Below are 19,356 nucleotides of genomic sequence, written 5' to 3'. Positions count from 1 at the left end.
GGAAACCTGCTTTTGAAAATACGAGGGGACTTGTCTGCATAGAAGGGACAGTGACCCGGGCAGGAGATGACAGTATGAGAAATGCACCGGTTATCTATATCGTGGTGCCTTGCTACAACGAAGAGGAAGTTCTGCCATTGACGGCAGAATTTTTAGGTAAAAAATTAGATGATTTAACCCGCAGCCGCCGGATTCATCCGGGAAGCCGGGTGCTGATGGTAGACGACGGTTCGAAGGATAGAACATGGAAGCTGATCGAGGAACTCCATGAGAAGGACGAGCGGTTTGCAGGTGTGAAGCTGAGCCGCAACCGCGGTCATCAGAACGCGCTTTTAGCCGGGCTTTTTGAGGCGGCGAGACGGCGGTGTGACGCGGCGATCTCGATGGATGCCGATCTGCAGGATGATGTGGACGCATGCGACGCGATGATCGAGCGGTATATGGCTGGCTGTGACATCGTGTACGGTGTGCGCCGCCACAGGGCGACGGATACATTTTTTAAGCGTACAACTGCGCTGGGATTTTATAAGATTATGAATGCGCTGGGAGCGAACACCGTGTATAATCATGCGGATTACCGCCTGATGAGCCGGAGGGCACTGGAAGGGCTGGCGGAATTTTCGGAGGTCAATCTGTTTCTGCGCGGGATTGTCCCGATGATCGGTTATCCGTCCGATGTGGTATATTATGACCGTAAAGAGCGGGCAGCAGGGGAGAGCAAATATCCGCTGAAAAAGATGCTGGCTTTTGCGATCGAGGGCATCACTTCGCTGAGCACAAAGCCGATCCGGATGATTACGTTCATGGGAATTGCGGCATTTTTTGTCAGTATTGGATTCCTTATCTGGGCGGTAGTTGATTTCTTCCGGGGCAATACGATCACCGGCTGGGCGGGCATGATGGTATCGCTCTGGTTTATCGGCGGACTGCTTCTTCTCTCGGTCGGAATCGTCGGAGAGTATGTCGGAAAGATTTATCTGGAGTCGAAGCACCGCCCGCGCTATATCATTGAGAGCCGCACGCCGGATCGCATCCGCGAGCGTGAGAAAGGGCGCAGCCGGAAACAGGAGATGCCAGGAGAAAATTTGCGCCGCGGCCGTGCAGAAGCACGGGAACTCCAGATATCAAAAAGAAGAGAAGCTGTGCAAAAACCGGAGCAGGAGTGAAATAGCTCTAAAAAATAGCTCTTAAAAATTCAGGAAACACTTGACAAACCCGGAAAATGGGTGTATCTTCATAAACAAGTAATTCCTATCAGGAATAAGGGAATATAAGCTGAAAGGGGACAGGTCCGATGCGTCAGAGTAAAGCCATGCAGATGAATATGATGATGAACGGCATGTGTATGATGTGCTGTCATATTTGTGTGCATGAAAGACGGAACGGGCTGGTCGGATAGACCTGTAAGTATAGCATAGGAAGCCGCGATCCGTACTGGATCCGCGGCTTTTTTGTGTCATAGGAAATTCCTTGAAATTCCTTATGACACAAAAAGGCACTAACTGCTTCCTGTGACAGAAAAACAGTAGTGGCATCTTTTATGCAATGCTGTATATTCGGAAAAAGAGAGGGGAAAAGACAATGGAGCAGAGAAAGGAAGCGATCATCTGCCTGGAAGGACTGGGAAAGCAATTCCAGACAACGAACGGAACGGTGACCGCGTTAGATGATATTAACCTGGAAATCCTGAAGGGCGAGATTTTTGGAATTATCGGTCTGTCAGGTGCAGGAAAGAGTACGCTGGTCCGGTGTATCAATTATCTGGAGACACCGACGGCGGGACGGGTTATTTTTGAGGGACAGAACCTGTCGATGATGAAGGAGTCGGAGATTCGGAAAGCCAGACAGTCGATGGGGATGATTTTCCAGCAGTTCAATCTTCTGGCACAGAGAAATGTACTCCAGAATGTGTGCTTTCCGATGGAGATTGCCGGTGTCCCGAAAGCAGAGGCGAAGAAACGGGCGGCTGAGCTTTTAAAATTAGTCGGTCTGGAAGAGCGGATGAAGGCATATCCGGCACAGCTCTCCGGCGGACAGAAGCAGCGTGTGGCGATTGCACGTGCGATGTCCACGAACCCGAAGGTGCTGCTTTGCGATGAGGCGACGAGTGCGCTCGACCCGAATACGACAAAATCGATTTTGGAGCTTCTCAAGAAGATTAACCGCGAACTCGGCATTACTGTGATCGTGATTACCCATGAGATGGCAGTTATTGAGTCTATCTGTGACCGTGTGGCGATCATCGACCACAGCCACATTGCAGAGTCTGGCAAGGTATCAGAGATTTTCTCCGGTCCGAAGTCGGAGATTGGGCGGCAGCTGATTCTAGGAGAGACGGCAGGGCAGAAGACAAGCTTTGCCAGAGCGCGCCAGATCCGCGTTATTTTCAATGGACAGGAATCTTCGGAGCCAATTATTTCTAATATGGTATTAGCCTGCAAGGTTCCGGTCAATATCCTTCTCGCGGATACCCACGATATTGGGGGCAAGGCGATGGGACAGATGCTTCTGCAGCTCCCGGAGGACGAGGTAGATGCAGGGCGTATCTGCAATTATTTAAAAACGGTCGGTGTGACCTATGAGGAGGTGCGCTAAGATGGTATTTGATGCGAAGACAGTCAGTATGCTGGTAAAAGAGACCTGGAGAACCTTATATATGGTAGGTCTTTCTTCCCTGATTTCTTATTTGATCGGCATCCCGCTCGGCGTGGCGCTGGTTGTAACCGATAAAGACGGCATCCGTCCGGTGCCGCTGTTCAACAAAGTGGCGGGCGTGATTGTCAACCTGCTCCGTTCGGTGCCGTTTATCATCCTGTTAGCGATGGTAATGCCGCTGACCCGCGCGATCGTGGGAAAGACGATCGGAGCAAATGCGGCAGTTGTACCGCTGGTAATCGCGGCGTTCCCGTACATCAGCCGTATGGTAGAGGCATCATTAAAGGAAATTGATGCAGGCGTGATTGAAGCAGCAAAATCAATGGGCGCTTCAACCTGGCAGATTATTTTCAAGGTGCTGCTTCCGGAGTCCAAGCCGTCCCTGTTAGTCGGCGCAGCGATATCGATCACGACAATCCTCGGATATTCCGCGATGGCAGGCTGTGTCGGCGCCGGCGGTCTGGGCGATGTGGCGATCCGATATGGATACCACCGTTATCAGGCAGATATGATGCTGGTTACCGTTGTGATTCTCGTTATTATCGCACAACTGATTCAGGAGATCTTTACGCGGAGTTCGAGAAGAAGTGATAAGAGAATCCGTTAATAAGATATTTACAGAAATGAAATGCAGCCTATCGTCTGTGGCAGATGCAGGACATTTCTGAAATATAAATTTAAACACACAAAGAGGAGGAGATCACTATGAAAAAATCATTCTTAGGAACCACATTCCTGGCACTGCTGGCTGCTGCATCCTTAGCAGGCTGCTCTTACAGCTCGAATGAGACAACTGCTGAGACTGCTGCAGAGACAGCAGAGGCTAAAGAGGCAGACGGCGATCTGGAGAAGCTGGTAGTAGGCGCAAGCCCGGCACCGCACGCTGAGATCCTGGAAGCTGCAAGAGACCTTCTGGCAGACAAGGGCTACGATCTGGAGATCGTAGAGTATACTGACTATGTACAGCCGAACAACGCACTGGAGTCCGGCGATCTGGATGCAAACTACTTCCAGCACAAACCATATCTGGATACCTTCAATGAGGAAAATGGCACTCACCTGGTAAGTGCAGGTGCAATTCATTATGAGCCATTCGGCATCTACGCAGGCAAGAGCGATTCTTTAGATGAGCTGGCTGACGGCGCAGAGGTTCTGGTGCCAAACGATGTAACCAACGAGGCAAGAGCACTTCTGCTTCTTCAGGATCAGGGTCTTCTGACACTGAAAGAGGATGCAGGTCTGACCGCAACTATCAATGATATTACAGAAAACCCGAAGAACCTGGATATCGTAGAGCTTGAGGCAGCACAGCTTCCGCGTTCCTTACAGGATGCTGATATTGCAGTTATCAACGGCAACTACGCAATCGAGGCTGGTTTAAAGGTAACCGATGCTCTGGCAGTAGAGGCTTCTGATTCTCTGGCAGCCCAGACATACGGAAATGTCGTAGCAGTCCGTGAAGGTGACGAGGAGAGCGACAAGACAAAAGCTCTGATGGAAGTCCTGACAAGTGATGATATCAAAGAGTTCATCGAGACGAAGTATGATGGAGCGGTTGTTCCGCTGTTTTAATTGACGGCAGGAATTTGATTACAGCAATGAAATGGGGAAGAGGCGGATGCTTTGCGGTGAAAACCGCAGGCGGAGGCCTCTTCTTTCGATTTATGGGAATGTGCGTCAGATGCAAAACGTTTTGCGTGAATTTTTTAGAATCATGTGATAGAATAAAACAAAAAAGGGATAAAGGTGACAGGTGGGTGATAAGAATGGGAATTCATATACAGAATAGGAAAAAGGGCTTTACGCTGGCGGAGCTGTTGGTAGTCGTTGCGATTGTTGCCATTTTAGTTGCAATTTCTATTCCTATTTTCACCAGGCAGCTGGAGGCTAGCCGAGAGGCCACGGATCTTGCCAATGTCCGTTCTGCCTATGCAGAGGTGATGGCAGCGGTCATGATTGAGGATACAGAGAATGAAGTGAAGGTTGTAAAGCTGAAGCAGAAAAAAGCAAAATGGCAGTCGCATGACCCGGTGACGATAGGTGGAGTGATGCATTATAATGATCAGGGTGATACGGCAAACTGGATTGGTTATCCGGTTCCGGGTGGGGAATGTGAAGTTTCCTATCAGCCAAATTCGGGAGTACTTTTTAACTGGAAAGGTAAAAATGGTACAGGCGGTTCGGAACAGAAATATACGTTTAATATCAATTGCGATATGCATGCGCCCTTGAATAAGAGCGGCGTATTGGAAATGCTGGGTAATAACAACAATTTTGAAATTGATTCCAACTGTACAAAATCCAATATGCTTCCAGAGATACAGGCAAAGATTGAGGAGGACAGCCTGTTAAAAAAGGGAACCTGGGCCTATCTGGGAGATGCGAAGGATAGGTCGAAGCGATATTTATTCTGGACATCTGTAGATATATCCTCAGATTCGGTTGGTGCAGGAAAGAAGATACCGGTTATTATCAGTACAGCAGATGGAAGGTTTTATATTTCAGAAACAACTACCGCTATTCGAAAGAATACAGCTGGTAATTATGTAGCAATCGCCGATCATCTAACTCCACAACAGTATAGGGAATGTCTTTCGGAGGATAAAAAGTATAAGAATCTGCAGGAGGCATATGATGCATACGCAAAGCTGGTGACGGATGGGACGTATCCACAGTATAAGGATACGCTGCCGAAGTAGGGGCTGTGCAGCTGTTACAGGTGGGCGTCTTTAAAGTGGGGGGAGCCAGGGCATATGTTACTGTTCACGCATACGTGCCCAGTAACGGAATTTGCCGTGGCTTCGCATTTAAATACGGCAAATTCCTGCTGCCACCACGTTTTCTTACGGCACTTTCGGTTCCAAAAGTGCCTACCTGTGAACAGTAACGGGCATATATCATTTACCAACCTGTGCCGAAAACCTTGACATTTTCCCGAAAAACCTCTATGATAACAAGGAACTGAAAAATGAAAGGCAGTGAAGAAGAGGAGTACACATAGAAGCCCTGACAGAGAGAACCGCGCAGGTTGAGAGACGGTTTCGGGAAACGGATGTGGAAGGTAGCTTCGGAGCCGGATTTCTGAAAAACTGCGTTCTGCTATGACTTAGGAATGGTGTGAAAGAGAGTGGTGGATAAGAGATCACGGGAGTTCCCGTTATAGAATCAAGAGGATTGGGATAAAATCTGGATGTGTGCAAAGAAAACACCGGCAGGCGGAAATCCTGATTGAATTAAGGTGGTACCGCGTATATGACGCCCTTTGCAGATGATATGTCTGCAAGGGGCTTTTTCATTTCATAGGAAATTACGTCCTATGAAACAAAAAACGCTCCGCGAGGATGCGCCAAGGCACATTCTTTTTCATAGGAAACGCGCTTCGGAAAGGACAAAACAGATGAAAAAACAGGGTCCGCTGACAAGCTGTGATACGTGCGGCAATTATGTCTATGACGATGATTATGGGTATTATCTGTGCGAGGCAGATCTGGATGAGGACGAGATGGCGGCATTTTTAAGCAACCAGCGTTTTGTCTGCCCGTACTACCAGACGGATGATGAGTACAAGATTGTCCGGAAACAGATGTAAGAAACTGCATCGGAAATTACACAAAATGAAGGTAAACAAGATGCGGTTCATGATAGAATGCGAGGATAAACAGCATTTGATGAGTTAAAACACAAAAGGAGAATCGATCAATGAAAGAACTGGAAAAAACATATAATCCGGCGGATATTGAAGATCGCCTGTATCAGAAATGGCTGGACAGCAAATATTTCCACGCCGATGCAGAGCGCGGACGCAGAAACGGCAAGAAGCCGTTCACGATTGTGATGCCGCCGCCAAATATTACAGGACAGCTTCATATGGGCCATGCGCTGGATAACACCATGCAGGATATCCTGATCCGTTACAAGAGAATGCAGGGCTATGAGGCACTGTGGCAGCCGGGTACCGACCATGCGGCGATCGCAACGGAGGTTAAGGTTATCAATAAGCTGAAAGAACAGGGCATTGACAAGCATGATCTGGGTCGTGAGGGCTTCCTGGAGAAAGCATGGGAGTGGAAAGAAGAGTACGGCAGCCGTATCGTAAAACAGCTTCACAAGCTGGGTTCCTCCGCTGACTGGGACCGCGAGCGTTTCACGATGGACGAGGGCTGTTCCGAGGCGGTTCTGGAAGTATTTACCAGACTGTATGAAAAAGGTTATATTTACAAGGGATCCCGTATCATCAACTGGTGCCCGGTCTGCCAGACTTCCATTTCGGATGCCGAGGTAGAGCATGAGGAGCAGGACGGCTTTTTCTGGCACATCAATTACCCGATCGTCGGCGAAGAGGGACGTTTCGTCGAGATCGCAACCACCCGTCCGGAGACGCTGTTAGGCGATACTGCGGTAGCTGTCAACCCAGAGGATGAGCGCTACAAGGATATCGTAGGCAAGATGTTAAAACTGCCGCTGACCGACCGAGAGATTCCGGTCATCGCGGATGAGTATGTAGATAAAGAGTTCGGTACCGGTTGCGTAAAGATCACACCGGCACATGACCCGAACGACTTTGAGGTAGGAAAACGCCACAACCTGGAAGAGATCTGCATCATGAATGACGATGCAACCATCAGCGTACCGGGCAAATATCAGGGCATGGACCGCTACGAGGCGAGAAAAGCTATGGTAGAGGATCTGAAGGAAATGGGACTTTTAGTCAAAGTCGTTCCGCATTCCCACAACGTAGGTACCCACGACCGCTGCGGCACAACCGTAGAGCCGATGGTAAAACCGCAGTGGTTTGTCAAGATGGAAGAGATGGCGAAACCGGCGGTAGAGGCACTTAAATCCGGCAGACTTAAATTCGTTCCGGAGAGCTTCGGAAAGACCTATCTGCACTGGCTTGAGGGCATCCGTGACTGGTGTATTTCCCGTCAGCTCTGGTGGGGACACCGGATTCCGGCTTATTATTGTGATGACTGCGGCGAGATGATCGTTGCCAAGAGCGCACCGGCGGTATGCCCGAAATGCGGCGGCACCCACCTGCATCAGGATGAGGATACGCTGGATACCTGGTTCTCCTCCGCCCTGTGGCCGTTCTCTACGCTCGGCTGGCCGAAGGACACACCGGAATATGAATATTTCTATCCGACCGACGTGCTGGTAACCGGATACGATATCATTTTCTTCTGGGTTATCCGTATGGTATTCTCTGGTCTGGAGCAGACGGGCAAAGAGCCGTTCCACACCGTCCTGATCCACGGTCTGGTACGCGACTCCCAGGGACGCAAGATGAGTAAATCCCTTGGAAATGGTATCGATCCGCTTGAGGTTATCGACAAGTACGGCGCCGATGCACTTCGTATGACCCTGATGACCGGTAACGCACCGGGTAACGATATGCGCTTCTATTGGGAGCGTGTGGAAGCAAGTCGTAACTTTGCAAACAAGGTATGGAATGCATCCCGTTTCATTATGATGAACATCGAAAAAGCGCCGGTAACGGATGTGAAGCTTTCTGATCTACAGATGGCTGACCGCTGGATCCTCTCCAAGGTCAACACGCTGGCAAAAGATGTTACCGAGAACATGGATAAGTACGAGCTGGGAATCGCCCTCCAGAAGGTTTACGATTTCATCTGGGAGGAGTTCTGCGACTGGTACATCGAGATGGTAAAACCGAGACTCTGGTCCGAGGAAGACACCACCAAGGCAGCTGCACTCTGGACCCTGAAAACGGTTCTGATCCAGTCCTTGAAACTGCTGCATCCATATATGCCGTTCATCACCGAGGAAATCTTCTGCAACCTGCAGGATGAGGAACCGTCCATCATGATTTCTTCCTGGCCGGAGTACAAGGATGAGTGGAATTTCGCAGACGAGGAGAAAGCTGTAGAGACGATCAAGGATGCAGTCCGCGCGATCCGCGGCGTCCGCACATCCATGAACGTACCGCCGAGCAAGAAGGCAAAAGTATACGTTGTATCCGAGGATCCGGAAGTTCTGGCCATCTTCGAGCACAGCCGTGTCTTCTTCGCAACTCTTGGCTACGCGAGCGAGGTTGTCCTTCAGAAGGACAAGAGCGGAATCGCAGACGATGCCGTATCGGCTGTGACTGCAAAGGCAACCATCTATATGCCGTTTGCAGAGTTAGTTGATCTGGACAAAGAGATCGAACGCCTCAGCAAGGAAGAAGAGAAGCTGAAAAAAGAGCTTGCCCGTTCCGAGGGCATGTTAAGTAATGAAAAGTTCGTCAGCCGCGCACCGGAGGCAAAGATTGCCGAAGAGCGCGAGAAGCTGGAGAAATACCGCCAGATGATGTCACAGGTACAGGAGCGCCTGGCACAGCTGCGGAAATAGTTGAATATGAAGTAAAAGGCAGGATCGAGAGATCCGCCTGATGCGTGAAATAAGCCGATGTGTATGGGGAAAACTATATGCATTGGCTTATTTGCAAAGAAGGAACCGAAATTATTCTGTTTTTTATCTCAGTCGAGAAGACTCCCACCTCTTCAGGTGGTGAGTAATAGCAAATTTGTCTCAGTGGGAGTCCATTCTCCGACTGAGATAAACGCTCCGCGAGGATGCGCAGTGATTCTGTAAAGAATATGTCAGCTTCGCTGACCAGAATCACGCGCCAAGTCTCACGGACGTTCGACTTGAATTATATGGGCGAATGCCTTTGAAGAGAGAAAGGAGATTATTTTTTTATCCTCGAACGAGGATAATTGGATTATACGAGATATTATGGAGATAAGAACAGCGACAATAGCAGATCTGGCTCAGATTGCAGCCGTGGAAGCAGAATGCTTTCCGGCAGCGGAAGCCGCAACGAAAGAGGAGTTTGCGGAGAGAATTAAATATTATGGAAATCATTTCTGGCTCATGTTTGAAGGCGAAAAGCTGATTGCGTTTGTGGACGGTTTCGTCACAGACAAGCCGGATCTGACGGATGAGATGTACGAACGGGCAGAAATGCACGATGAAAACGGCGCATGGCAGATGATTTTTGGTGTCAATACGATCCCGGCATACCGGAAACATGGCTATGCGGGACAGTTGCTCCAGTGCGCCATCGAGGATGCCAGAAAAAAGGGGAGGAAGGGACTTGTGTTGACGTGTAAGGAAAAATTGATAGCCTATTATGCCAAGTTTGGATTTGAGAATGAAGGGATCTCGGAATCGGTGCATGGGAATGTGACTTGGTATCAGATGCGGTATGAATTTTAAATAAGAAAGCGATCAGACATTTACAATCCACATAAAAATCACACATTTTTTTGCTAGTATCTCTGTCAGGAGGTGCGAAAGCATGAATCGTAGTAAAACAAGGATTTTTATCGGTGGCATGACCTGTGTGAACTGCCAGAATAAAATAGAAACAGCTCTGCTCCATACGGCAGGAATCGAGACAGCCAGAGTCAGTTATCAGAATGGTACTGCCGATCTGGTTTACGATCCAGACTGGATTACATTGGAGGAGATCCAGCAGGTGATCCGGGACGCGGGATATGAGGTTTTATCAGAAAAAGCCAGAAACAAACAGAAGCCGGGCAGAGCCGCTCATATTTTGATTGTAATTGCGGTACTCTATGCGCTTCTTGAAAATTCGGGCATTCTGAACCGGCTGGTGCCAAGACAGCTGGCGGACACCCGAATGGGATATGGGATGCTGTTTGTGATCGGTCTTTTAACTTCGGTACACTGTATTGCCATGTGCGGCGGAATCAACCTGTCACAGTGTATCCAGCAGAAGCGGACGGAGACAGGAAACGGAGCATCGATTTTGGGGTCGGCGCTTCTCTATAACCTGGGACGTGTGATCTCCTACACGGTGATCGGTGCAATTTTAGGATTTGCAGGAATGCTGATCGGCGGAGATTCCGGTGTGGGAATCTCGCTCTTTCTTCAGGGCATTTTGAAAATCATTGCCGGTATTTTCATGGTTCTCATGGGAATCAATATGCTGGGTATTTTTCCGGGACTGCGGCGTTTTACCCCACAGATCCCACGGTTTCTGGCTGGCAGGGTAAACCAGAAAAAGGTTGGCAACCGACAGCCTTTTATAGTCGGGATGTTGAACGGGCTTATGCCGTGCGGACCGCTGCAGTCGATGCAGATTGTAGCGCTGGCTTCGGGAAATCCGCTGGCGGGTGCTTTTTCTATGTTTATGTTCAGTCTTGGAACGGTACCACTGATGCTGGGACTGGGCTCGTTCGTATCGCTGCTTGGAAAACGGTTTACGAAACGGGTCATGGAAATCGGGGCGGTTCTGGTAGTGGTTCTGGGGCTTGCGATGCTGTCCCAGGGATTCAGTTTGTCGGGCCTTCTGGATGGGACGGCAGGAAGCCAGGTCGAAGAAACCCTGCGTTCGGCTGGACCGAATATGGGAGCTGAACCGCTGCCTGAATCGATTGCCTCATCCGAATCGGAGGCGGCCACGGAGGAGAAAACAGATGTTCAGATTGTGCGGAGTACCTTGAGCGGCGGTCGATACCCTAATATCACGGTAAAGGCAGGAACTCCGGTCCGCTGGATCATTGATGTGCCGAAGGGAGCACTGAATGGTTGCAATTACCGGATGGTGCTGCGGGCGTACGGAATTTCGCACACGTTTTCAGAGGGGGAAAATGTAATTGAATTTACGCCGGAAGAAACAGGAACCGTTAATTATACCTGCTGGATGGGAATGATCCGTGGAAAGATTTTTGTGACGGATGAAGAAGAAAAAGAATCGCTGGCAGAGGAACCGGCGAAAAATGCTGAAATCAGTGAAGATGAGTTCGAAGATTCGGAAGCAGGTGATTTTGGAATGGGCTGCTGTGGCGGTTATTAAGTTATAAACAATAACAAAAAGCGACTGAATTCAGGATAATTGACAGAATGGGAAAATGAATATGGCATGACAAGAGGAGGGCAGAATGGCAGAGAAAAGGAAGCTGCTTGTGGCAGATGATGAGGAGATGATTCGGGAGGCAGTTGCTTCCTATCTGGAAAGTCAGGGCTACCAGGTCTTTCGGGCGGAAAATGGCGAGGAGGCACTGAACATTTTGAAGAGAGAACCGATTTCTCTGGTGATTTTAGACCTGATGCTTCCGGATCTGCCGGGAGAAGAAGTCTGTGTCCGGATTCGGAAACAGTCGCGCGTGCCGATCATCATGCTGACTGCCAAAAATGTGGAATATGATATGATTCATGGCCTGGATCTGGGTGCGGATGATTATATTACGAAGCCGTTCAGTCTGAAAAATTTATCTGCCCGCGTGCAGGCGGTTTTGCGGCGCTCGACCGAGGATCTGGTTCCGCTTGCCAGACAGTTTTCCTGGAATCAGGGAGATCTGGTGATTGATTATGACCGAAAAGAAGTGAGGAAAAAAGGAGAACCGGTGGCGCTTACAGCGATCGAGTGGAAATTGCTGGCTGCCTTTACGAAATATCCGCAAAAAATATTTACCAGAGAAAATTTAATTGAGCTGGTCTTTGGACTGGATTTTTCTGGATATGACCGGGTAATCGATACCCATATTAAAAATCTCCGGAAGAAGATAGAGGACGATTCCAAGCAGCCGGTTTATCTCTGTACGGTTCATGGAATGGGCTATAAATTTGGAGGGACGGCAGAATGAAGCAAAAAATCAGCACGCAGCTGGCGACCGGTTTTGCACTGATTGTCCTGATCACGGTTCTTCTGATTGGAGCGGTGGCGAATGGTCTGATTAACCGTCAGTTTGAGCGATACGTAGCGTTGCAGAGGAAAAATTTTTCGGAACAGCTGGCAGAATCACTGCCATCCCAGTATGATGAGAGGAATGGTGAGTGGAATGTAGATTACATCCATGGGATTGGAATGTATGCATTGAAAGATGGATATCTGATCCGGCTGTTGGATCGGGAAAACCATGTCGTATGGGATGCTGAAAATCATGATATGACGTTATGCCATCAGGTAATGCAGGAGATCCGCACGGAAATGGAGGAGAAACGCCCCCAGTTAAAGGGTGAATTTTCAACGTACCGCTATGATATACGGAAAAGGGATGCCATTGTGGGGTATCTGGATGTGAGCTATTACAGTCCTTATTATTTTAATGAGAGTGATTTTCGGTTTCTGGATTCTTTGAACCGGATTTTGATCGGGATTGGATTGGTGGTGTTGACGGCTGCGGTGGCAATGGGAACCATGCTGGCAAAACGGTTGTCAGTTCCGTTGTTGAATGTGGCAGAAGTGACGAGGAAAATCGCAAAGGGAGATTATAAGGCGAGATTGCAGACGGAACGGGCGCAGACTCAGGAAGTGGAAAATCTGAGCCGATCGGTCAATGAGATGGCAGAGAGCCTGGAACGCCAAGAAAAGCTCCGCCGCCGTCTTACCTCAGATGTAGCTCATGAACTCCGCACACCGGTGACGAATGTGTCGCTAAATCTGGAAATGATGCTGGACGGTGTCTGGGATCCGACGAAAGAACGGCTGCAGAACTGTTATGGGGAGTTGGAGCGGCTGTCAGGGATCATTGCTGATTTGGAGAAGCTGCGTCAGGTTGAAGATAAGAAGCTGGAGCTTGTGCTGGAATCGGTCGATCTGCTGGAATTATCCAGGCTGGTGGAGAAGACCTTTGAGCCGGATTTAAAGAAGAAAGAGCTTGTATGTACGGTTCAGGGAGAATCTGCAGTCGTGCAGGGAGACGCGGGACGTCTGTATCAGGTGATTTATAACCTACTTTCCAATGCAGTCAAGTATTCAAACGAGGACGGGCAAATACAGATACGGGTAAATTGCGGTGAAACGGTCGCAGAACTGAGTGTGGAGGATCAAGGAATTGGAATTTCAAAAGAAGATCTTCCACTGGTGTTTGAGCGTTTTTACCGGACCGATCTGTCCAGAAACCGCAAAACTGGAGGCGCCGGAATCGGCCTTGCCATCGTCAAAGCGATTGTTGAGGCACATCATGGGACTGTGACGGCGGAAAGCAGGGAAGGGCGCGGAAGTAAATTTATAGTTATATTACCGGTAGGGCAGTCAAATTGAGTATGGGCGACATCGATAATGACGATCGGGAAACCACGGCAGCAGAGGCTACCAAAGGTATTCTGCCAAAGTGGAGACCGGATATTTATAAATAGGCACTTTTGGAACCGAAAGCGCCGTAAGATAACGTGGTGGCAGCGCAAATACTAATAATACTTATTATAGGAATCGAAATGGTGTTTTTAATAGAAGTGTGATAAGATACAAGTATCAGAATTAAAAATGAGACGCCATTTCGATTTTTTGTAATTGTTTGCAACAAGCATTACAAATTCTTTTCCATCTTTCTGCGTGTATCTTTTGCGTGTGTTTTATATGCATAACGGGCATCGGAAGCAGGCTGCACGGGATTGGGTGAAAAAGGGTCAAAAGGGGCGTCCGCAAACAGGAGGGGTTAGAGAAAACATGAAATCATTGCAGGCGCGTTATCTGGATCGACTGGCAGAGCTTTACCCGACGATTGCAGCGGCATCGACGGAGATCATCAATCTGGAATCGATCTTAAATCTGCCGAAAGGAACGGAACATTTCCTGACCGATATCCATGGAGAATACGAGGCATTTTCCCATGTATTGAAAAATGGTTCCGGTTCCGTCAAGCGAAAGATTGACGATGTATTTGGAAATACCCTGAGCCGTCAGGACAAGCAGTCGCTGGCAACCCTTATTTACTATCCGGCGGAGAAGATGAGCCGGATTCTGCAGACGGAGAAGAATCCGGATGACTGGTACAAGATCACACTCTATCGTCTGATTGCGGTCTGCCGCCGGGCAGCGAGCAAGTACACGCGTTCGAAGATCCGCAAGGCGCTTCCGAAGGAATTTGCTTATGTGCTGGAAGAGCTTCTGACTGAGCGCGGCGATCTGCAGGACAAGGAATCCTACTACGATGCGATCGTCCAGACGATTGTCCGTGTGGGACGGGCGAAAGCCTTTATCATAGCGCTAAGTGAGCTGATTCAGCGCCTGACGGTCGATCATCTTCATATCGTGGGTGATATCTATGACCGAGGTCCGGGACCGCATATCATCATGGACAAGATGATGACCTATCATTCGATTGATGTCCAGTGGGGCAATCACGATGTGCTCTGGATGGGCGCGGCAGCGGGACAGATGGGCTGTATTGCAAACGCAATCCGTATCTGCGCGCGATATGGAAACCTGGATATTTTGGAGGATGGTTACGGCATCAACCTTCTTCCATTGGCAACCTTTGCGATCAATACATATGGGGATGACCCGTGCACCTGCTTCCAGTTAAAGGGCAGTGACTCTTACAGTGCGTCTGAGCGCGAGATGAACCAGAAGATGCACAAGGCGATCTCGATCATCCAGTTCAAGGCGGAAGGGCAGATCATCAAGCGCCATCCGGAATTTGGCCTGGAGAAACGAAATCTTCTGCATCATATTGATTTTGAACGCGGTGTTCTGGAGCTGGGCGGCAAAGAGTACAAGATGCTCGATATGAATTTCCCGACCGTAGATCCGAAAGATCCATATGCATTTACACCGGAAGAAGCAGATATTATGGAACGTCTGGAACGTGCATTCATGAACTGCGAGAAGCTGCAGCAGCATATGAAATTCTTGCTGGCGAAGGGAAGTCTCTATAAAGTATACAACAATAACCTTCTCTACCATGGCTGTGTTCCGTTAAATAAGGACGGTACCTTCAAGGAGGTAGAGATCTACGGCAAGCGATATAAGGGAAAGGCGCTGTACGATATTTTGGACAATTATGTCCGCAAGGGGTTTGTCGCGGTCGATAAGGCAGAGCGGGAAAAAGGCAGGGATATGATGTGGTATATCTGGCTGAATGAAAATTCTCCGCTGTTCGGCAAGGACAAGATGGCAACGTTTGAGCGCTATTTTCTGGCAGAAAAAGAGACACATAAAGAAGTAAAAAATCCGTATTACGATATGCTGGAAAATGAGGAAGTGCTTGACCGCATTCTCCGTGAGTTTGGTCTGGAGCCGGAGGGCGCGCACATCATCAACGGTCACGTCCCGGTCAAATCCAAAGACGGCGAGAGTCCGCTCAAATGCGGCGGTAAGCTTCTCGTCATCGACGGTGGTTTCTCAAGGGCATATCAGAAAGAAACCGGTATTGCGGGGTATACGCTGATATACAACTCCTACGGTCTGATTCTGGCCGCGCACGATCCGTTTGAGTCCACCGAGGCGGCGATCGAAAAGGAGAGTGACATCCATTCTGAGAGCCGTATGGTCAAATGGGTGCCGGAGCGTAAGTGTGTCGGAGATACCGATATCGGACGGGAACTGAAAGAGAAGATCAAGGATCTGGAAAAATTGCTGAACGCGTACTATAGCGGTGCTATAGCAGAGAAATTTACGCGATAGCGATTTGAGAACGAAATCTTAAATAAAGATAAAATGGAAAATCGCTCAACCCGGAAGAGGGAAGAGCGATTTTTTGTGAATGCTATAGTATTTATTTCGTACCAAAAATCCGATCCCCTGCATCTCCCAGACCTGGGCAGATGTAAGCGTTTTCATTCAGGCAGCGATCGACATGACCGACATAGATCTGGACATCCGGATGTGCCTCATGCAGTCTCTTTAATCCTTCCGGAGCAGCGATGATTGCCATGAATTTGATGTTCTTTCCGCCGCGTGCTTTGATAAAGTCGATTGCCTCCACTGCGGAACCGCCGGTTGCCAGCATCGGGTCGGTGACAACGATGGTACGCAGTTCGATCGGGGTTGGCAGCTTGCAGTAGTATTCGTGCGGCTCATGGGTTGTCTCGTCGCGGTAGAGTCCGATGTGACCAACCTTTGCGGACGGAACGAGTGCCAGAATACCATTTACCATACCGAGACCGGCACGTAAGATCGGGACAACGGCAAGTTTTTTACCAGCCAGCATCGGAGTGCTGCAGGTTTCGATCGGAGTTTCTACTTCCTGATCTTCCAGCGGAAGATCGCGAAGCGCTTCATAGCCCATCAGCATCGCAATCTCATCGGTCAGGGAACGGAATTCGTTGGTTCCGGTGTTCTTGTTGCGGAGGAGCGAGATCTTGTGCTGAATCAACGGGTGATCGAGAATTGTTACATTTTTCATATTCATAACCTGCCTTTTCTTGAATTTTGATGATGAACGTTTTTTCGTAACGGTGCATAGCGCAAACCGCTTGCGAATTTTGTGCTATCTTCATGCCGTCATTTCCCAAAATCTGTATACATATGTGAAATGTATCGCCCTGATGGCATATTTTCTTTAATTATACACCGAATTGTACAGATTGAACAGTCTGTTTTATGATGTATTTTGGTAAAAGAGCGGTTTGGTTACTGTTCACAAGTAGGCACTTTTGGAACCGAAAGTGCCGTAAGAAAACGTGGTGGCAGCAGGAATTTGCCGTATTTAAATGCGAAGCCACGGCAAATTCCGTTACTGGGCACGTATGCGTGAACAGTAACGCGGTTTGTCACGAAGTAGTGCAGAGCATTTGTAAAAGGATGCAGGTGCTTTTATATGTTTATTAGAATAAAAAATAATACCAGTACTATATATAAGTAATACTTCTGAAAACAAATCAATAAATCTAACTGGAAATGAGAATAGAATGTGGTAAAATATAAAGTAGTGAATTATTGCACAACAATGAAGGAGGAAGCTTTGCCATTATGAAGACTGTATCGATAGCAGAGGAACTGAAAAACAATTCTTATCCGGGACGCGGAATTATCATTGGACGGACGCCGGACGGAAAGAAGGCGGTTACGGCATACTTTATCATGGGAAGAAGCGAGAACAGCCGCAACCGTGTGTTTGTAGAAGAAGGTGAGGGCATCCGCACACAGGCATTTGACCCGGCGAAGCTGGAAGATCCGAGTCTGATTATCTATGCACCGGTCCGTGTGCTGGGAAATAAAACGATCGTGACCAACGGCGATCAGACTGATACGATTTATGAGGGAATGGATCGCCAGATGACCTTTGAGCAGTCCCTCAGAAGCCGCGAGTTCGAGCCGGATGCGCCGAACTACACACCTCGTATTTCCGGTATCCTGCATATCGAGGATGGCGGTTACAACTATGCGCTGTCGATTCTGAAATCCAACGACGGCAATCCGGATTCCTGCCATCGTTATACATATGCGTATGAGAAGCCGGTTGCAGGCGAGGGACATTTCATCCACACCTATATGCACGACGGCAATCCGCTTCCGAGCTTCGAGGGTGAGCCGAAAAAGATCGAGATTCCGGACAGCCTGGATGAGTTTGCAGCGACACTCTGGGAGAATCTGAACCCGGATAATAAGGTATCTCTGTTTGTGCGCTATATTGATATTGCGACCAGAGAGACACAGACGAAGATCATTAATAAAAATAAGTAGGAACAGACTGGAAAATAGTTAAAAAAGTCAAAAACCGTCTGAAAATGAAAACAGGTCAGAGACAAAATTGTTTATACAGCATTTGAATCATGCGTTTAAATGGGTATACAGGAGGAATGAAGATGAACGAACTTGAGTTAAAATATGGATGCAACCCGAACCAGAAACCGTCCCGCATTTTTATGGCGGACGGCAGTGAGCTTCCAATCAAGGTACTTTGCGGCAAACCGGGATATATCAATTTCCTGGATGCGTTCAATGGCTGGCAGCTGGTAAGAGAACTGAAAGAGGCAACCGGGCTTCCGGCGGCAACTTCTTTTAAGCACGTTTCTCCGGCAGGTGCAGCGGTAGGACTTCCGTTAGATGAGACGATGCGTAAGATTTACTGGGTCGATGATATGGGAGACTTATCTCCGCTTGCGTGTGCATATGCCAGAGCACGAGGTGCAGACCGCATGTCTTCCTTCGGCGATTTTATTTCTTTGTCGGATGTCTGCGATGCAGATACGGCGCGCATCATCAAGAGAGAAGTATCGGATGGCGTGATTGCTCCGGGATATACCAAGGAGGCGCTGGAGATTCTGGAATCAAAGAAAAATGGCAAGTACAATGTCATTGAAATCGATCCGGATTATGTACCGGCTCCGGTGGAGCGAAAACAGGTATTTGGCGTGACCTTTGAGCAGGGTAGAAATAATCTGACAATCAACCGTGAGCTGCTGGAAAATATCGTGACTGAGAATAAAGAGCTGCCGGATAACGCGAAGATCGACATGATCGTATCTTTGATTACCCTGAAATATACACAGTCCAACTCTGTTTGCTACGTGAAGGATGGACAGGCGATCGGTATCGGCGCAGGTCAGCAGTCCCGTGTACATTGTACCCGTCTGGCAGGTCAGAAAGCCGACAACTGGTATCTGCGCCAATCTCCGCAGGTGTTAAATCTTCAGTTTGTGGATGGAATCAAGCGTGCAGACCGCGACAATGCGATCGATGTTTATATCGGAGAAGAATATATGGATGTGCTGGAAGAGGGCGCATGGCAGAAAACTTTCAAGGTAAAACCTCCGGTATTTACCCGTGAGGAAAAACGCGCATGGCTGGACGGCATGAAGGGTGTAACCATTGGTTCTGATGCATTCTTCCCATTTGGCGACAACATTGAGCGCGCGCACAAGAGCGGCGTTCAGTACATCGCACAGCCGGGCGGATCGGTTCGTGATGACAATGTAATCGAGGTTTGCAATAAATATGGTATTGTAATGGCATTTACGGGAATCCGTCTGTTCCATCATTAATGAAAAAGGGCGTGTGAA

At 48.6% G+C, this 19,356-nt stretch carries 15 protein-coding genes and 1 other annotated feature; of the genes, 14 read left to right on the top strand and 1 reads right to left on the bottom strand.

The window, feature by feature from the left end:
* Positions 1 to 74 precede the first annotated feature (74 nt).
* The 12 genes from DXC57_RS01915 (at position 75) to DXC57_RS01855 (ending at position 16,036) form a co-directional block, all read left to right on the top strand.
* Positions 75 to 1,166, top strand: a complete 1,092-nt coding sequence (locus tag DXC57_RS01915) for a glycosyltransferase family 2 protein (protein WP_118650934.1) — start codon at positions 75 to 77, stop codon at positions 1,164 to 1,166.
* Positions 1,167 to 1,581: 415 nt separating this feature from the next.
* Positions 1,582 to 2,595: an ATP-binding cassette domain-containing protein gene (locus DXC57_RS01910; protein ID WP_118650932.1), complete on the top strand. Its 1,014-nt coding sequence runs from the start codon at positions 1,582 to 1,584 to the stop codon at positions 2,593 to 2,595.
* 1 nt (position 2,596) lies between these two features.
* The gene (locus DXC57_RS01905; RefSeq protein ID WP_022358729.1) at positions 2,597 to 3,262 is read left to right on the top strand and encodes a methionine ABC transporter permease; all 666 of its coding nucleotides are present in this window, start codon (positions 2,597 to 2,599) and stop codon (positions 3,260 to 3,262) included.
* Between the two features lie 98 nt (positions 3,263 to 3,360).
* Positions 3,361 to 4,227 (top strand): MetQ/NlpA family ABC transporter substrate-binding protein, encoded by an 867-nt coding sequence (locus DXC57_RS01895; RefSeq protein WP_118650930.1) that lies wholly within the window; start codon positions 3,361 to 3,363, stop codon positions 4,225 to 4,227.
* A gap of 194 nt (positions 4,228 to 4,421) precedes the next feature.
* Positions 4,422 to 5,354 carry a prepilin-type N-terminal cleavage/methylation domain-containing protein gene (locus DXC57_RS01890; RefSeq protein ID WP_207722904.1) on the top strand — a complete coding sequence of 311 codons (933 nt, stop codon included), beginning with the start codon at positions 4,422 to 4,424 and terminating at the stop codon, positions 5,352 to 5,354.
* Between the two features lie 270 nt (positions 5,355 to 5,624).
* Positions 5,625 to 5,921, top strand: a binding site (T-box leader).
* 131 nt (positions 5,922 to 6,052) lie between these two features.
* Positions 6,053 to 6,244, top strand: a complete 192-nt coding sequence (locus DXC57_RS01885; protein WP_022358726.1) for a DUF6472 family protein — start codon at positions 6,053 to 6,055, stop codon at positions 6,242 to 6,244.
* Between the two features lie 110 nt (positions 6,245 to 6,354).
* On the top strand, positions 6,355 to 9,006 hold the full coding sequence (locus tag DXC57_RS01880) for a valine--tRNA ligase (protein WP_118650928.1): 2,652 nt from the start codon (positions 6,355 to 6,357) through the stop codon (positions 9,004 to 9,006).
* A gap of 387 nt (positions 9,007 to 9,393) precedes the next feature.
* Positions 9,394 to 9,876 (top strand): GNAT family N-acetyltransferase, encoded by a 483-nt coding sequence (locus tag DXC57_RS01875; RefSeq protein WP_118650926.1) that lies wholly within the window; start codon positions 9,394 to 9,396, stop codon positions 9,874 to 9,876.
* An 82-nt stretch (positions 9,877 to 9,958) separates the two neighbouring features.
* Positions 9,959 to 11,482: a sulfite exporter TauE/SafE family protein gene (locus DXC57_RS01870; protein ID WP_118650924.1), complete on the top strand. Its 1,524-nt coding sequence runs from the start codon at positions 9,959 to 9,961 to the stop codon at positions 11,480 to 11,482.
* An 85-nt stretch (positions 11,483 to 11,567) separates the two neighbouring features.
* Positions 11,568 to 12,272 (top strand): response regulator transcription factor, encoded by a 705-nt coding sequence (locus DXC57_RS01865; RefSeq protein ID WP_022358722.1) that lies wholly within the window; start codon positions 11,568 to 11,570, stop codon positions 12,270 to 12,272.
* Complete coding sequence (locus tag DXC57_RS01860) at positions 12,269 to 13,672, top strand: HAMP domain-containing sensor histidine kinase (protein WP_118650922.1); 1,404 nt, start codon at positions 12,269 to 12,271, stop codon at positions 13,670 to 13,672. The genes DXC57_RS01865 and DXC57_RS01860 overlap by 4 nt, the downstream gene beginning before the upstream one ends.
* Positions 13,673 to 14,077: 405 nt before the next feature.
* Positions 14,078 to 16,036: a fructose-1,6-bisphosphatase gene (locus DXC57_RS01855; protein WP_118650920.1), complete on the top strand. Its 1,959-nt coding sequence runs from the start codon at positions 14,078 to 14,080 to the stop codon at positions 16,034 to 16,036.
* 91 nt (positions 16,037 to 16,127) lie between these two features.
* Here the strand turns inward: DXC57_RS01855 and upp are convergent, their stop codons facing one another.
* Complete coding sequence (gene upp / locus DXC57_RS01850) at positions 16,128 to 16,757, bottom strand: uracil phosphoribosyltransferase (protein ID WP_022358719.1); 630 nt, start codon at positions 16,755 to 16,757, stop codon at positions 16,128 to 16,130.
* 566 nt (positions 16,758 to 17,323) lie between these two features.
* On the opposite strand from upp, the gene DXC57_RS01845 reads away from it, so the two are divergent.
* Positions 17,324 to 18,037 carry an IMP cyclohydrolase gene (locus DXC57_RS01845; protein WP_117795557.1) on the top strand — a complete coding sequence of 238 codons (714 nt, stop codon included), beginning with the start codon at positions 17,324 to 17,326 and terminating at the stop codon, positions 18,035 to 18,037.
* A gap of 122 nt (positions 18,038 to 18,159) precedes the next feature.
* The gene (locus tag DXC57_RS01840) at positions 18,160 to 19,338 is read left to right on the top strand and encodes a phosphoribosylaminoimidazolecarboxamide formyltransferase (protein WP_022358717.1); all 1,179 of its coding nucleotides are present in this window, start codon (positions 18,160 to 18,162) and stop codon (positions 19,336 to 19,338) included.
* Positions 19,339 to 19,356: the final 18 nt, after the last annotated feature.

Source organism: Clostridium sp. TF06-15AC (genome assembly GCF_003481165.1).
Lineage (GTDB): Bacteria > Bacillota > Clostridia > Lachnospirales > Lachnospiraceae > Otoolea > Otoolea fessa.
Note: the sequence above shows the minus strand (reverse complement) of the source record. Positions and strands in the feature narration are given on the sequence as shown.

Excerpts from the sequence above, each read along its gene's own strand:
- DXC57_RS01880 (WP_118650928.1), top strand. The coding sequence starts at position 6,355 with ATGAAAGAACTGGAAAAAACATATAATCCGGCGGATATTGAAGATCGC.
- DXC57_RS01865 (WP_022358722.1), top strand. The coding sequence starts at position 11,568 with ATGGCAGAGAAAAGGAAGCTGCTTGTGGCAGATGATGAGGAGATGATT.
- DXC57_RS01910 (WP_118650932.1), top strand. The coding sequence starts at position 1,582 with ATGGAGCAGAGAAAGGAAGCGATCATCTGCCTGGAAGGACTGGGAAAG.
- DXC57_RS01875 (WP_118650926.1), top strand. The coding sequence starts at position 9,394 with ATGGAGATAAGAACAGCGACAATAGCAGATCTGGCTCAGATTGCAGCC.
- DXC57_RS01860 (WP_118650922.1), top strand. The coding sequence starts at position 12,269 with ATGAAGCAAAAAATCAGCACGCAGCTGGCGACCGGTTTTGCACTGATT.
- DXC57_RS01840 (WP_022358717.1), top strand. The coding sequence starts at position 18,160 with ATGAACGAACTTGAGTTAAAATATGGATGCAACCCGAACCAGAAACCG.
- upp (WP_022358719.1), bottom strand. The coding sequence starts at position 16,757 with ATGAAAAATGTAACAATTCTCGATCACCCGTTGATTCAGCACAAGATC.
- DXC57_RS01885 (WP_022358726.1), top strand. The coding sequence starts at position 6,053 with ATGAAAAAACAGGGTCCGCTGACAAGCTGTGATACGTGCGGCAATTAT.
- DXC57_RS01870 (WP_118650924.1), top strand. The coding sequence starts at position 9,959 with ATGAATCGTAGTAAAACAAGGATTTTTATCGGTGGCATGACCTGTGTG.
- DXC57_RS01895 (WP_118650930.1), top strand. The coding sequence starts at position 3,361 with ATGAAAAAATCATTCTTAGGAACCACATTCCTGGCACTGCTGGCTGCT.
- DXC57_RS01855 (WP_118650920.1), top strand. The coding sequence starts at position 14,078 with ATGAAATCATTGCAGGCGCGTTATCTGGATCGACTGGCAGAGCTTTAC.
- DXC57_RS01845 (WP_117795557.1), top strand. The coding sequence starts at position 17,324 with ATGAAGACTGTATCGATAGCAGAGGAACTGAAAAACAATTCTTATCCG.
- DXC57_RS01915 (WP_118650934.1), top strand. The coding sequence starts at position 75 with ATGAGAAATGCACCGGTTATCTATATCGTGGTGCCTTGCTACAACGAA.
- DXC57_RS01905 (WP_022358729.1), top strand. The coding sequence starts at position 2,597 with ATGGTATTTGATGCGAAGACAGTCAGTATGCTGGTAAAAGAGACCTGG.
- DXC57_RS01890 (WP_207722904.1), top strand. The coding sequence starts at position 4,422 with ATGGGAATTCATATACAGAATAGGAAAAAGGGCTTTACGCTGGCGGAG.